Here is a 13113-nt window from a genome sequence, read left to right on the forward strand (position 1 = left end):
GCGGGGCGGTGTGATCCGGCAGCGTGCGTAAAAGGGGCCCCGCGCCCCGACCAGCAGCTCGGCTGCCAACAGGGCGCGGGGAATAGCACGCGGAGGATCAGCGCCGTCCTGTGCCCCCAGGGCGCGAAGGTTACCAGCCGCGCTCGGCGAGGCGGTGCGGCTGCGGGATCTCATCCACGTTGATGCCGACCATGGCTTCGCCCAGGCCGCGGGAGGCCTTGGCGATGACGTCCGGGTCGTCGAAGAAGGTGGTGGCCTTCACGACGGCGGCGGCGCGCTGCGCCGGGTTGCCGGACTTGAAGATGCCGGAGCCGACAAAGACGCCGTCGGCGCCGAGCTGCATCATCATCGCGGCGTCCGCCGGGGTGGCGATGCCGCCGGCGGTGAACAGCACCACCGGGAGCTTGCCGGTGGAGGCAACTTCCTTGACCAGTTCGTACGGGGCCTGCAGTTCCTTGGCGGCGACGTAGAGCTCGTCCTCGGGCAGGGAGGCCAGCTTCAGGATTTCGGCCCGGATCTGGCGCATGTGGGTGGTGGCGTTCGAGACGTCGCCGGTGCCGGCCTCACCCTTGGAGCGGATCATGGCCGCGCCCTCGTTGATGCGGCGCAGCGCTTCGCCGAGGTTGGTGGCACCGCAGACGAACGGAACCGTGAAGTTCCACTTGTCGATGTGGTTGGTGTAGTCGGCCGGGGTCAGGACCTCGGACTCGTCGATGTAGTCTACGCCGAGGGACTGCAGGACCTGCGCCTCGACGAAGTGGCCGATCCGGGCCTTCGCCATGACCGGCACGGAGACGGCGTCGATGATCTTGTCGATCATGTCCGGGTCGCTCATCCGGGACACGCCGCCCTGGGCGCGGATGTCGGCGGGAACGCGTTCCAGCGCCATCACGGCCACGGCACCGGCATCCTCGGCGATGCGGGCCTGCTCGACGTTGACGACGTCCATGATGACGCCGCCCTTGAGCATCTCCGCCATGCCGCGCTTGACGCGGCTGCTGCCCGTTACGTTCTTGGCGGACGCGCCGGCTTCGCTGCTTACATCAGGTGTAGACACAAAAACCCCTATGGGTAGATAGATGACCTCACCGGGGCGCGGACGGCACGCAGCTGACAATCTCGCATGCAGCGGCCCGCACACACCGGATTACCGGGAACCATTGGCCGGTAAAGCTAATACTAGTCCCCCGCTGCGGCCCGGTTGAATTCCGGTTACACCGCTCAGGCAGCCGGCTCGGCGGGACTGCCCGCGGTCTCTTCCAGGGACTGGCGGTGCACTGAGGCGATGCGCTGCACGACCGTCACGAAGCTGGCCAGCGCGAGCAGGCAGAGGGTCGCGAACAGCACCACGGTCGGCAGTCCGAGCCCGGTGAAGCCGGTGACCACCAGGACGGACACCAGCCGTTCGGCGCGCTCGGCGATGCCCACGTTCGCGTGGTAGCCGAGCGCCTCGGCCTTGGCCCGCGCGTAGGACACCACCATGCCCAGGACCAGGCAGACGACGGCGGCGATTGCAATGGGGGTATCGGCGCCGCCGGTGAAGAACCAGATGGCGACGCCGGCGAACAGGGCGCCGTCGGCGACCCGGTCCAGGGTGGAGTCCAGGAAGTTGCCCCAGCGCCCGCCGCGTTCCTGCATCCGGGCCATGATGCCGTCGATGACGTCGGAGAAGATGAACGCGGTGATGAACAGCGTTCCCCACCAGAGCTGGCCCAGGGGGTAGAACACGAGGGCGCCGACCACCACCCCGGCGGTACCGATGATGGTGACGGCGTCGGGCGAGACACCCACCCGCAGCAGCCAGCGGGCAAGCGGCGAAAACAAGGCGGTGAAGAAACCGCGGGCGTGCTTATTCAGCATCCGCTGCCCCGGACGCCATGGTTCCCGTGGTGTCGGCCGCGCCGCCGCCCTGGCCGTTGCCCTGGGGCCACGCCTCGGCGACCTGCTGGCGGACCTCGCCGAGGGTCTGGGTGATCGCCTTGGTCTGCGCGATGATCGGGAAGAAGTTCCCGTCCCCGCCCCAGCGCGGCACCACATGCTGGTGCAGGTGGCCCGCGATGCCGGCCCCGCCGGTGACGCCCTGGTTCATGCCCAAGTTGAAGCCGGTGGGGTTGGCGACCTTGCGCAGCACCCGCATGGCCGTCTGGGTCAGCTCGGCGAACTCCGCGGTCTCCTCGACGGTCAGGTCGGTGTAGTCCGGGATGTGCCGGTAGGGGCAGACCAGGAGGTGGCCCGGGTTGTAAGGGAAGAGGTTGAGCACGACGTAGCAGAACCGTCCGCGGTAGACGATCAGCGAATCGTCGTCCTCCCGTTCGGGCGCGACGCAGAACGGGCAGTCATCCGGGTTCTTGAACTGGTGCTGGCCGCCCTTGATGTACGCCATGCGGTGCGGAGTCCACAGGCGCTGGAAGGCGTCCGGCACCCCGGCCAGGCCAAAGTCGTCGGTTACGCCGTCATCGCCCGGGTATCCCGGGACAGCGCCTGTGGTCTCCTGCACGTGCTGCTCCCCTAGCTGGCCCGGTTGCGGACGGCGTCGACGATCCGCCGGACAGCCTCGGCAACGGGCACGCCGTTGTCCTGGCTGCCGTCACGGAAGCGGAAGGACACGGCGCCGGCCTCGGCGTCGTCCCCGCCGGCGATCAGCACGAACGGGATCTTGTCCTTGCTGGCGGTGCGGATCTTCTTCGGGAAGCGGTCCGAGGAGATGTCCACCTCCGCGCGGATCCCGGCGGCCTTGAGCTGGTCGACGACGTCGAACATGTAGTCGTTGAACGCCTCGGCCACGGGGATCCCGACCACCTGGACCGGGGCGAGCCAGGCCGGGAAGGCCCCGGCGTAGTGCTCGGTCAGGACGCCCATGAAGCGTTCGATCGAGCCGAAGAGCGCACGGTGGATCATGACCGGGCGCTGGCGGGTGCCGTCCGCGGCCTGGAACTCAAGCTCGAAGCGTTCCGGCAGGTTGAAGTCCAGCTGGATCGTGGACATCTGCCAGGTCCGGCCGATGGCGTCGCGGGCCTGGACCGAGATCTTGGGGCCGTAGAACGCGGCTCCACCCGGGTCCGGGACCAGCTCCAGGCCGGATTCCTGGGCAACCTCGGCGAGGGTCTGGGTGGCTTCCTCCCAGACCTCGTCCGAACCCACAAACTTCTCCGGGTCCTTGGTGGACAGTTCCAGGTAGAAGTCCTCCAGCCCGTAGTCCTTGAGGAGTCCGAGGACGAAGTTGAGGGTCTTGGTCAGCTCGTCCTTCATCTGCTCGCGGGTGCAGTAGATGTGGGCGTCGTCCTGGGTCATGCCCCGGACGCGGGTGAGGCCGTGCACCACGCCGGACTTCTCGTAGCGGTACACCGAGCCGAATTCGAAGAGACGCAGCGGCAGTTCCCGGTAGGAGCGCCCCCGGGAGCGGAAGATCAGGTTGTGCATCGGGCAGTTCATCGGCTTCAGGTAGTAATCCTGGCCGGGCTTGCGCACGGTGCCGTCCTCGTTCAACTCCGCGTCGATGTGCATCGGCGGGAACATGCCGTCGCGGTACCAGTCCAGGTGGCCGGAGACCTCGTAGAGGTGGCCCTTGGTGATGTGGGGGGTGTAGACGAATTCGTAGCCCGCGTCGACGTGGCGCTGGCGGGAGTAGTCCTCCATGGCCTTGCGGATGATGCCGCCCTTGGGGTGGAACACCGGCAGGCCGGAGCCCAGCTCGTCCGGGAAGGAGAAGAGGTCCAGCTCGGCCCCGAGCTTGCGGTGGTCGCGGCGCTCGGCCTCGGCGATCCGCTCCTGGTAGGCCTTGAGGGCTTCCTTGGTGGGCCAGGCGGTGCCGTAGATGCGCTGCAACTGCTTGTTCTTCTCGCTGCCGCGCCAGTAGGCCGCCGAGGAGCGGGTCAGGGCGAAGGCGTTGGAGATCAGCTTGGTGTTGGGCAGGTGCGGACCACGGCACAGGTCGCACCAGAGGACGGTGCCTTCCTTGCGCTCCACGTTGTCGTAGATGCTCAGCTCGCCGCCGCCCACCTCAACGCTGGAGCCGTCCGCGTCGGAACCGGCGCCCTTGAGCCCGATCAGTTCCAGCTTGTACGGCTCGTCCTTCATGGCCTGGCGCGCCTCGTCCTCGGAGACCACCCGGCGGACGAACTTCTGGTTCTGGTTGATGATCTTTTGCATCATCTTTTCCAGCTGGCGCAGGTCTTCCGGGGTGAACGGCTCCTCGACGTCGAAGTCGAAGTAGAAACCGTCGGTGATGTACGGGCCGATGCCGAGCTTGGCGTCGGGGCGCAGCTGCTGCACGGCCTGGGCCATCACGTGGGCGGTGGAGTGGCGCAGCACGTTCAGGCCGTCCGGTGAGCCGATGGTGACGCCTTCAATCGTGGCACCCTCGGGCAGCGGCTGGTCCAGGTCTTTCAGCTCGCCGTTGACGCGGGCCACCACGACGTCGCGGCGCTCAAAAAAGAGTTCCGCGCCGGTGGTCCCGGTAGTCACCTTGGTCTCTTCGCCGTCGACGAGAAGGGTGATCTGCTGGGCATCTGACACGGGTGTCTCCTATTCAAAGTTAAGGCTTCGTAGCTTGTGGCGTACGGGGACCACAGCCAGCCTCATCCATGCTATCGGGTTCCGGAGAGGCCAACCAACGCAACCCGCCGCCGCGCAGCCGCCCCTTTGCTGCCGTTCAGCCACCGTTTTGTCGCCGTTTTGCCGGCGTTCAGCCGGAGAACCCGGTGATGGCCAGGGTCCGGCGGATCCCGTCCAGCGGACCCGGGACCGGAAGCTCCGGCCCGGCCGGGGCGGGGGCTGCAGCTTCGCCGGCGGCCGCCCCGGCAGCAGCCGCCGTCCCGGCGGCGGGCGCGGGGAAAGGCAGCGTCCCGGTGCGGCTGAGGTCCCAGGCCATCGAGGCGCTGATGCTGATGCCCCGCGGGCCGGTCCGCCGGGTGGTTCCGCGGATCAGCAGCAGCCTGGTACCGAACAGCAGCGGCCCGGACTGTTCCTGGGCCTCATGGAAGAAGACCGAGTCCACGCAGCCGGTGCCGTCATCGATGCTGATGAACACCACCCGGCGGCCGCCGCGCATCGGCGGTGTCTGGGTAGCCACCCGCACCCCGGCGACCAGCACTTCGGTGCCGTTGCGCAGTCCCAGCAGCTTGTCCGCCGTCGTGACCCCCAGCCGCTCCAGCAGGGGCCGGTGGCTGGCCATCAGGTGCCCGCTGACGTCCAGAGCCATCAGGTCCAGTTCAGCGCGGACGGTTTCCACAAGGGTGGGGGCCGGCAGCCCGCCCTTGAGGTTTTTGAGCTCGACGTCGCCCAGCGGCAAGGCCAGCTGTCCCTCGATGACCTCGGCACCCTTGCGCTGCGGCCTGGCCTGCAACTGCTGCAGGTGCTGGACCAGGTCGGCCCGGTTGGCGGTCCCTCCGGAGGCCCGGTGCAGCGAATCGAAGGCGCCCAGTTGGGCGAGCCGCTGGATGCTCGGCTTGCTGAGCCGGGCGCGGGCCCGGAGGTCCGCGAGCGAGTCGTAGGGCTGGCCGGCGACGATCCGCTTCAGCTCGGCGCCGGAGAGCCCGAAGATCCCGTTGACGCTCAGCCGGATGCCCAGCTTGCCCCGGTCCGGGCCGGTCTCCACGCGTTCCACCCGGTACTCGGCCTGGCTGCGGTTGATGTCCAGCGGCAGGATGGGGATCCCCAGCCGCCGGGCCTCGGCCACCAGCAGCCGCTTGGGGTACATGCCGGGGTCGTGTTCCCAGAGTCCGGCCAGGAAGGCTTCGGGGTGGTGGGTCTTGAGCCAGGCCGACTGGTACGTGGGCACGGCGAAGGCGGCACCGTGGGCCTTGCAGAAGCCGAAGCTGCCGAAGGCCTTCAGGGTTCCCCAAACCTTGTCCACCACCCCGGGCGTGTAGTTCCGGGCCTTGGCCTCGCGGCGGAAGAATTCCTCCACCTTGCCTTCCAGTACCTCGTTGCCGAGGGCACGCCGGAATTCGTCGGCCCGGGCCAGCCCGCAACCGGTCATCACGTCGAAGGTCTTGAGGATCTGCTCGTGGAAGACGGTGACGCCGTGGGTCTCCTGGAGTACCGGTTTGAGGTCCGGGTGCGGGTAGACCTCCGGCGCGAAGCCGTGCCGGTGTTCTAGGAAGGGCCGGACCATGTCCGACTTCATCGGCCCGGGCCGGAACAGCGAGATGTCGATGATGAGGTCGTTGAATTCCCGGGGCGCCAGCTTGCCGATCAGTTCCCGCTGGCCCGGGGACTCGATCTGGAAGCAGCCCAGGGTGTGGGTGCTGCGGATCAGCTCATAGGTGGGTTCGTCGTCGAGCGGGACGGCATTAAGGTCGATCGTCCCGTCCGCGGCGATGTAGTCCGGTCCGGAGCCGTCCGGACCTCCAGGGTGCCGGCCGGCCGCCACCACCTCGGCCTTGGACGGATGCAGCCGGATCACCTCGCGGACGGCGAAGGCCATGGCGCTTTGCATGCGCACGCCCAGGACGTCGAGTTTGAGCATGCCCATCGGATCCATGTCGTGCTTGTCGAACTGGCTCATCGGCAGGCCCAGGCCGCTGGGCTGCACGGGGGTGCGGTCCAGCAGGGTCGCATCGCCCAGGATGACCCCGCAGGGGTGCATCGAGATGTGGCGCGGCAGCCGGTCCAGCCGCTCGGTCAGGTCCACCAGCAGGTCCAGCTGCTGGTTTTCGGTGAAGTCCCGCTGCTCCACCCGGCCGGCGAACTCCTTCAACTCGGGTTTCTCCACCAGGGCCTCGCGGAAGTTCCGGGCTGAAAACCGCCACAGCTGCTTGGCGATCTCGTCGATGTCGCCGCCGTCCATGCCCAGGGCCAGGCCGGCGTCGCGGACCGCGCCGCGGGCCCGATAGCCGTTCTGCATGCTCATCAGGGTGACGCGTTCGGAGCCGAAGCGCTCAAAAATCTTCCGGTAGACGTTGTGCCGTTCGGCGCTTTCGACGTCGATGTCGATGTCCGGCAGGGTGGCCCGGTCCCGGGAGAGGAAGCGTTCGAAGATCAGGTCGTGCTGCAAGGGGTTGACCTGGCTGACATCGATCAGGTAATTGACCAGGCTGGAGGCGCCCGAGCCGCGGGCGGCCGCCCGGACCCCCATGTCCAGGATCATCCGGGACACCTCGGCGACGGTGAGGAAATAGGAGGCGAAACCCAGGCTGTCGATGATCCGCAGTTCGTGCTCCAGCCGGGCGCGCAGTTCTTCGGCGGGCTTCCCGCTGATCCCGGGGAAGCGCCGGTTGATGCCGGCCTCGCAGCGCTGCGTGAGCTCCACCAGCGGGTCCCCCGCGATCCCGATCACCGCGGCTTCCGGCACCACCGGCTGCTTCCAGCCCATGTCCGCGACCGGGTCCATCCGGCAGCGGTCCGCGAGCGCCTCGGTGTGTGCCAGCAGGCTTTTGAGGTCCGCGGCGCCGTAGCCGGCGGCGTGCATGATTTCCTGGCCTAGCCGCTGCATCTGCGCGGCGGATTTCAGCCAGCCCTGCCCGTTGGGTTGCAGCAGCGGTGCGGCTGAGAGCTCCGGCAGGGATTTCAGCGTCCGGGCAGAGTCCAGCACATCCGCCGTCGCGGCCCCGTCCTCGGCGCAATACCGCACGGCGTTGCTCAGCACTGCGGGGACTGCGTGTTCGGCGGCAAGTTTGAGCATCCGCACCGCGTGGGCCGTGCTCAGCGGTTCGCCGGGCGGGCTGAGCTGGGAGACGACCTCGGCGGCCAGGGTCCCGGCCGGCATGGCGTCCAGCCAGCGTTTGAAGAGCGTGCGGGGGCGGAGGTAACGCCGGCCGCCCATGGACCGGCCGACGTCGGAGTCCGGGCCGATCAGCACGGTCAGGACCGGTTCCAGGGTCTGGGGATCGAGGGCGCGGGAGGCCAGTTCCGCCCTGGTCACGGCGACTGGCACCGTTCCGCCGGCCTTGCCCGTGGTGCGGGCGTGGGCATCGGAGACCAGCCGGCAGAGCGCCCGGTAGCCGGCGCCGCGGTTCTGCCCGTGAGCCAGCACCACGACGCGCCCGCCGAGCTGGGTGCGGTGGTCGCCGTCGTCGTCAAAGACCGCCAGGTCCACCCCCACGACCGGGTCCAGCCCGGCCGCCATGCAGGCCAACAGGTGCTTGACCGTGCCGTAAAGCCCGTCGCGGTCCGTGCAGGCGAGCGCCGTGGCCCCGTCCGCGGCGGCGGCAGCGGCCAGTTCCTCCGGCCAGGACACCCCGTAGTGGGCGCTGAACGCCGTGGATACGTGCAGATGGGTAAAGCTCATGCCGATTCAGGCTTCCGGAGGGGGTGCAGGGCGTCATGGATCCGCAACAGCCGCCAGCGGCCGCTGACCAGATGCCGGCTCAGGTCAAGGGTGAGTGTCCGCTCAGGGTTGCGTTCGTCCCGGACCTGGACCCGCCAGATCTCGTGGTCCACCAGCCCGGCGCCGCCGCCCAGCGGCGCCCGCTGTTCCTCGGCCCACCACTGGCGCCGTTCAAACCAGCGGAGCGGTTCTGCGCAGACGTCGTAGTGCCGCCCGGCCCAGTCCAGGGACTGCGGCTGGCCTTCCGGGGCGCAGGCGACGTCCACCGACTCGCTGAACATCCCCATGCTGCCTCCCGTACGCGCTGATCCGAACCAAGGACCTTGTGCTTCTTGAAGGAAGGTTCCTGGTGGATATTCGAATATATCTTCGAACAATTCAAGTCTACGCCGGGCCCGGGACAAAACCTAGATGGGGGTGGACGGACGCAGGCACAGGTAGCAGGATTGAGCTATGAGCTCCCACAGCGCACTCCTGAAGCACGTAAGCATCGCCGCCAAGGATTCAACCTTGGTGGCGAAGTTCGATATAGACGGGAATATTCCGAGTTCCGGTGCCTACGTGGTGGGCCTCGTGGCGGCCACTCCGGACCACTCGCACCAGCGCCGGATGGAAATCGAGTTCATGAACGGCGAGGCCGTGTCCTTTTTCTGCTTCAGCCATGACGGCACGGAGGAGAACTTTGACCTCAAGGGTGTGGAGCACTCCGGCAACACCATCACCGGTAACTTTCCACTCAGCACTGTAATGGGGTTGACCAAGGGCCATCTGATGACGGCATACAGCGACTGCGAGGGCCGGGACTACCAGGCCAATGTGCCGGTCGAAGAGTCGCTCTAGCGGATTAGCTGTGAAGCCCAGCCCTAGCTGGTGGCCTTGTACACATCCAACTCGAGCCTGATGAACGCGTCGATCATGGCCTTGTAGGTCTGTTCGACGATGTCGGTGTCGATGTCCTTCTGCTCCGCCGTCGCCTTGACGTGCTCCAGGACCCGCTCCACACGGCCGGGAGCGCGGACCTCGGCGCTGTCCGCCTTGAGCGTTCCGGCGATGCGGATCAGCCGTTCACGGCGGCCGATCAGCGCGACAATCTGCTCATCCACCTCGTCGACGGCCACCCGCACGGCGGCGAGCTGTTCCTTGTCGGCCTGGGCGTCTTTGGCGTCACGGTGATGTGTGGACATGTCCATGACAGTATCGAAAGATGCAACCACGAGTCGACTTCATCTCCTTGGGTGTCCGCAGTGTTGACGCCTCGCGCCGCTTCTACGTTCAGGGCCTCGGCTGGCCGGTCCACCGCGAGGTTCCCGGCGAGGTCATCTTCCTGCAGGCCAACCACGGCCTCATCCTCTCGCTCTGGGACGCCGGGCAGATGCAGGCCGAGGCGGCCACTGACGCCCCCGCCGGCGTTCCCTGCATTACGCTCAGCCACAACGTGGGCAGCGCCGACGCGGTGGACGCGGTCATGGGGCAGGCGGAGGCCGCCGGGGCCGCCGTCGTGGCCGCGCCCAAGACCCAACCCTGGGGCGGGTACACCGGCTACTTCGCCGATCCGGACGGCTTCCGCTGGGAGGTCGCCTTCAACCCCACCTGGACGGTCGACGCCGGCGGCAAGGTCACGGTCTAGGCAGACGCTTTCCCTCGGGTCACGCTCCGCGCGCTTCCCCTAGAAGAGGCTGCCGACCGGTTCGATCAGCTCCGGGGAATCGTTCCTGACATTCCCGACGGCGGTGCCGACGGCGTCGATCCGCCAGCCCTCGGCGACGTCGTGCGCGCCTGCCCGGACCAGCCCCACGAGGGCGGCAGCGTCGTCGGCCTGCGGGTCCAGCCAGGTCTCCATGGTCCTGCGGTCCATCGGGAGCGGGACGCGGTCGTGCAGGGCCGTCAGTTCCGCCAGCATGCCGTCCGCGTAGCCCTCCGGCGGCGAGTCGGTGGTGAGGATCGACGTCGAGAGCAGCCAGCGCTCCGGGTCCCCCTCGGCCTTGGACGGGTCCTTCCACCATTCGTAGAGCCCCGCAAAGACCACCGGGCTGCCGTCCTTCGGGTGCACGTAGTACGGCTGCTTGCCGCGGCCCTCGCCCTTCCACTCGTAGTAGCCGTCCGCCGGCACGGCGCAGCGCCGGGCGCGGGTAGCCTTGCGGAAGGCCGGCTTCTCCAGCACGCTCTCGCTGCGCGCGTTGATCATTTTCGAGCCGATGCCGGGGTCCTTGGCCCAGGATGGCACCAGTCCCCAGCGGGCAACGTGAAGCTGCCGCACGGGCTCGCCATCCACCAGCCGCTCCAGCAGGATCGGCACGTCGGCGGTCGGCGCGACGTTCCAAGAGGGCGGAATCACGATCTCTTCTTCCAGTTCGGCATCGAACTCGGCCAGCAGGTCCCCGACGGCCCGGGCCATCACGTAGCGTCCACACATGGCACCAGCATGCCACCGGAGGCCGTCCACCGGGAATAGCGCCAGGAGGCAGCGGCAGGGAATAGCGCCGATGAGCAGGGCCATTAAACAGCCCCGCGCCCCGGGACCCTGCGGGAATAGCGGGCTTCGGGTTACGGTTATTGACAGTGACGTACGACTTATATCGGCAACCGGCGCTGCCACCCATCACCGTCAACCAGCGCCGTCAACCAGCTTTGAGGAGACCTTCGTGGATTTCACCCCCGATTCCGGCACCATCACCATGTTCTCGACCACCTGGTGCGGCTACTGCAACCGGCTGAAGAAGCAGCTGGACGCCCAGGGCATCGGCTACACCGAGATCAACATCGAGGAAGTCGAAGGCACCGCCGAACTCGTGGAGCAGCTCAACGGAGGCAACCGCACGGTCCCCACCGTGCTCTTCCCGGACGGCACCGCCGCCACCAACCCTTCCGCGGCCGAGGTCAAGAGCCGCCTCGCGGCCTAAGCCACCTTTTCAGGACACCCCCACACCACTTGCGGCGCGGACTCCCGGCTAACCCCAGGAGCCCGCGCCGTGCCGCTTCCGCCAGGCAGCGGTGATGAAAGGAGCCACCCCCATGGTCCACGAAGTCAAAGGCGCAGTAGTCCGTTCCAAGGACGCACCCGTCACCCTGGAAACCATCCTGGTCCCGGACCCCGGACCCGGCGAGGCCCTGGTGGATATCCTCACCTGCGGCGTCTGCCACACCGACCTGCACTACAAGCAGGGCGCCATCAACGACGACTTCCCGTTCCTGCTGGGCCACGAGGCGACCGGCGTGGTCAGCGCCGTCGGCCCCGACGTCACCGAGGTGGCCCCCGGGGACCGGGTGGTGCTGAACTGGCGCGCCGTCTGCGGCGAGTGCCGGGCCTGCCGCCGCGGCGAGCCGCAGTACTGCTTCAACACGCACAACGCCACGCAGAAGATGACGCTGGCGGACGGCACCGAACTCACCGCCGCGCTCGGCATCGGCGCGTTCGCCGAAAAGACCCTCGTCGCCGCCGGCCAGTGCACCAAAGTCGACCCCGACGCCGACCCTGCCGCAATCGGCCTGCTCGGCTGCGGCGTTATGGCGGGACTCGGCGCCGCCATCAATACCGGTGACGTTCAGCGCGGCGATTCCGTCGCCGTGATCGGCTGCGGCGGCGTGGGTGTGGCGGCCGTGGCCGGTGCGGCGCTCGCCGGCGCCACCACCGTGATCGCGGTGGACATCGACGCGAAGAAGCTCGAACGCGCCAAGGAACTCGGCGCCACGCACACAGTGGACTCCTCCGCCGTCGACCCGGTGGAAGCGATCCGCGAGCTGACCGGCGGCTTCGGCGCCGACGTCGTGATCGACGCCGTGGGCCGGCCGGAGACGTACAAGCAGGCGTTCTACGCCCGCGACCTTGCCGGCACCGTGGTGCTGGTGGGCGTCCCCAGCCCGGAGATGACCCTGGAACTGCCGCTGCTGGACGTGTTTGGCCGCGGCGGCTCGCTGAAGTCCTCCTGGTACGGCGACTGCCTGCCGTCCCGCGACTTCCCCATGCTGATCGACCTCTACCGGCAGGGCCGGCTGGACTTGGACGCCTTCGTCACGGAACGGATCACGATCGACCAGATCGAGGAAGCGTTCGGGAAGATGCACTCCGGCGCCGTGCTCCGCTCGGTGGTCGAGCTGTGAGCGGCGGTTCCGGCACCGGCCTGCGGGTCGAGCAGCTGGTCACCTCGGGCACGTTCTCGCTCGACGGCGGCACTTGGGACGTGGACAACAACGTCTGGATCGTCGGCAATGACTCCGAATGCGTGGTGATCGATCCGGCCCACGACGCCGCCGCCATCGCGGCCGCCGTCGCCGGCCGGAAAGTCACCGCCATCCTGCTCACCCACGGCCATGACGACCACATTGCCGCGGTGGGCGAATTCCGCGGCCTGGTCAACGCCCCGGTCTACCTGAACCGGGAGGACTGGATGCTGTGGGAGCGCGTCTTCCCGGGCACCGAGCCGGACCACGACATCGCCGACGGCGATACGTTCGACGTCGCCGGCGGGCGGCTGGTGGCCCTCCACACGCCGGGCCACTCCCCCGGCTCCGTCAGCTTCCAGCTGGAGAGTGAAGGCACCGTCTTCACCGGCGACACGCTGTTCCAGGGCGGCCCGGGCGCCACCGGCCGGTCCTTCAGCGACTTCCCGACCATCATCGAATCCATCAAGTCCCGGCTGCTGACGCTGCCCGCAGACACGGTGGTGCGCACCGGCCACGGTGATTCGACGACGATCGGCGCCGAGGCGCCGCAGCTGCAGGAATGGATCACTCGGGGACACTAACCACCGGGGCCGCCCGGCCATCCCTGCCCCTTGTTGCTGGCCCCGTCCGGAGTTGCGGACGGGGCCAGCCGTCGGCGGGGCCGGCCTGCCCGGCGCGAAACG

The 13113-nt window shown here is 68.2% G+C and carries 13 protein-coding genes; 5 read left to right on the forward strand and 8 right to left on the reverse strand.

What is annotated here, in order from left to right:
* Window positions 1-130 precede the first annotated feature (130 nt).
* From pdxS to AC1MED_RS10040, 6 genes are all read right to left on the reverse strand, one after another.
* The gene (pdxS, locus tag AC1MED_RS10015; RefSeq protein ID WP_479780426.1) at window positions 131-1057 is read right to left on the reverse strand and encodes a pyridoxal 5'-phosphate synthase lyase subunit PdxS; all 927 of its coding nucleotides are present in this window, start codon (window positions 1055-1057) and stop codon (window positions 131-133) included.
* 164 nt (window positions 1058-1221) lie between these two features.
* Window positions 1222-1860: a phosphatidylinositol phosphate synthase gene (pgsA, locus tag AC1MED_RS10020; RefSeq protein ID WP_346960707.1), complete on the reverse strand. Its 639-nt coding sequence runs from the start codon at window positions 1858-1860 to the stop codon at window positions 1222-1224.
* The gene (locus AC1MED_RS10025; RefSeq protein WP_479783171.1) at window positions 1850-2497 is read right to left on the reverse strand and encodes an HIT family protein; all 648 of its coding nucleotides are present in this window, start codon (window positions 2495-2497) and stop codon (window positions 1850-1852) included. The genes pgsA and AC1MED_RS10025 overlap by 11 nt, the downstream gene beginning before the upstream one ends.
* A gap of 11 nt (window positions 2498-2508) precedes the next feature.
* Window positions 2509-4515, reverse strand: coding sequence for a threonine--tRNA ligase (gene thrS, locus AC1MED_RS10030; RefSeq protein WP_479783172.1), 2007 nt, complete (start codon window positions 4513-4515; stop codon window positions 2509-2511).
* Between the two features lie 169 nt (window positions 4516-4684).
* Window positions 4685-8230, reverse strand: coding sequence for a DNA polymerase III subunit alpha (locus tag AC1MED_RS10035; protein ID WP_479783173.1), 3546 nt, complete (start codon window positions 8228-8230; stop codon window positions 4685-4687).
* The gene (locus AC1MED_RS10040; RefSeq protein WP_346960711.1) at window positions 8227-8556 is read right to left on the reverse strand and encodes a DUF6504 family protein; all 330 of its coding nucleotides are present in this window, start codon (window positions 8554-8556) and stop codon (window positions 8227-8229) included. Before AC1MED_RS10040 ends, AC1MED_RS10035 begins: the two co-directional genes overlap by 4 nt.
* Window positions 8557-8722: 166 nt before the next feature.
* Between AC1MED_RS10040 and AC1MED_RS10045 the strand changes: the two genes are divergently transcribed.
* Window positions 8723-9109: a hypothetical protein gene (locus tag AC1MED_RS10045; protein ID WP_346960712.1), complete on the forward strand. Its 387-nt coding sequence runs from the start codon at window positions 8723-8725 to the stop codon at window positions 9107-9109.
* Window positions 9110-9132: 23 nt separating this feature from the next.
* Here AC1MED_RS10045 and AC1MED_RS10050 read toward each other — a convergent pair whose 3' ends face one another.
* Window positions 9133-9459 carry a chorismate mutase gene (locus tag AC1MED_RS10050; RefSeq protein ID WP_346960713.1) on the reverse strand — a complete coding sequence of 109 codons (327 nt, stop codon included), beginning with the start codon at window positions 9457-9459 and terminating at the stop codon, window positions 9133-9135.
* 14 nt (window positions 9460-9473) lie between these two features.
* On the opposite strand from AC1MED_RS10050, the gene AC1MED_RS10055 reads away from it, so the two are divergent.
* Window positions 9474-9896 carry a VOC family protein gene (locus AC1MED_RS10055; protein WP_479783174.1) on the forward strand — a complete coding sequence of 141 codons (423 nt, stop codon included), beginning with the start codon at window positions 9474-9476 and terminating at the stop codon, window positions 9894-9896.
* A gap of 39 nt (window positions 9897-9935) precedes the next feature.
* On the opposite strand, the gene AC1MED_RS10060 is transcribed toward AC1MED_RS10055, so the two are convergent.
* Window positions 9936-10664 carry an SOS response-associated peptidase gene (locus AC1MED_RS10060; protein ID WP_479786646.1) on the reverse strand — a complete coding sequence of 243 codons (729 nt, stop codon included), beginning with the start codon at window positions 10662-10664 and terminating at the stop codon, window positions 9936-9938.
* Between the two features lie 247 nt (window positions 10665-10911).
* Here AC1MED_RS10060 and AC1MED_RS10065 point away from each other — a divergent pair, with 247 nt between their 5' ends.
* The 3 genes from AC1MED_RS10065 to AC1MED_RS10075 all read left to right on the forward strand — a co-directional run bounded on the left by AC1MED_RS10065 (window position 10912) and on the right by AC1MED_RS10075 (window position 13011).
* The gene (locus tag AC1MED_RS10065; protein WP_056739948.1) at window positions 10912-11169 is read left to right on the forward strand and encodes a mycoredoxin; all 258 of its coding nucleotides are present in this window, start codon (window positions 10912-10914) and stop codon (window positions 11167-11169) included.
* Between the two features lie 112 nt (window positions 11170-11281).
* On the forward strand, window positions 11282-12367 hold the full coding sequence (locus AC1MED_RS10070; protein WP_346960716.1) for an S-(hydroxymethyl)mycothiol dehydrogenase: 1086 nt from the start codon (window positions 11282-11284) through the stop codon (window positions 12365-12367).
* Entirely contained in the window at window positions 12364-13011 is a 648-nt protein-coding gene (locus AC1MED_RS10075; RefSeq protein ID WP_346960717.1) for an MBL fold metallo-hydrolase, read from the forward strand. Before AC1MED_RS10070 ends, AC1MED_RS10075 begins: the two co-directional genes overlap by 4 nt.
* Window positions 13012-13113: the final 102 nt, after the last annotated feature.

It is taken from the genome of Arthrobacter sp. BI5 (genome assembly GCF_056680065.1).

What these genes read in the sequence shown, in the direction of transcription:
- pgsA (WP_346960707.1), bottom strand. Translation starts at nt 1,860, where the DNA reads ATGCTGAATAAGCACGCCCGCGGTTTCTTCACCGCCTTGTTTTCGCCG.
- AC1MED_RS10035 (WP_479783173.1), bottom strand. Translation starts at nt 8,230, where the DNA reads ATGAGCTTTACCCATCTGCACGTATCCACGGCGTTCAGCGCCCACTAC.
- AC1MED_RS10040 (WP_346960711.1), bottom strand. Translation starts at nt 8,556, where the DNA reads ATGGGGATGTTCAGCGAGTCGGTGGACGTCGCCTGCGCCCCGGAAGGC.
- AC1MED_RS10045 (WP_346960712.1), top strand. Translation starts at nt 8,723, where the DNA reads ATGAGCTCCCACAGCGCACTCCTGAAGCACGTAAGCATCGCCGCCAAG.
- AC1MED_RS10050 (WP_346960713.1), bottom strand. Translation starts at nt 9,459, where the DNA reads ATGGACATGTCCACACATCACCGTGACGCCAAAGACGCCCAGGCCGAC.
- AC1MED_RS10055 (WP_479783174.1), top strand. Translation starts at nt 9,474, where the DNA reads ATGCAACCACGAGTCGACTTCATCTCCTTGGGTGTCCGCAGTGTTGAC.
- AC1MED_RS10060 (WP_479786646.1), bottom strand. Translation starts at nt 10,664, where the DNA reads ATGGCCCGGGCCGTCGGGGACCTGCTGGCCGAGTTCGATGCCGAACTG.
- AC1MED_RS10070 (WP_346960716.1), top strand. Translation starts at nt 11,282, where the DNA reads ATGGTCCACGAAGTCAAAGGCGCAGTAGTCCGTTCCAAGGACGCACCC.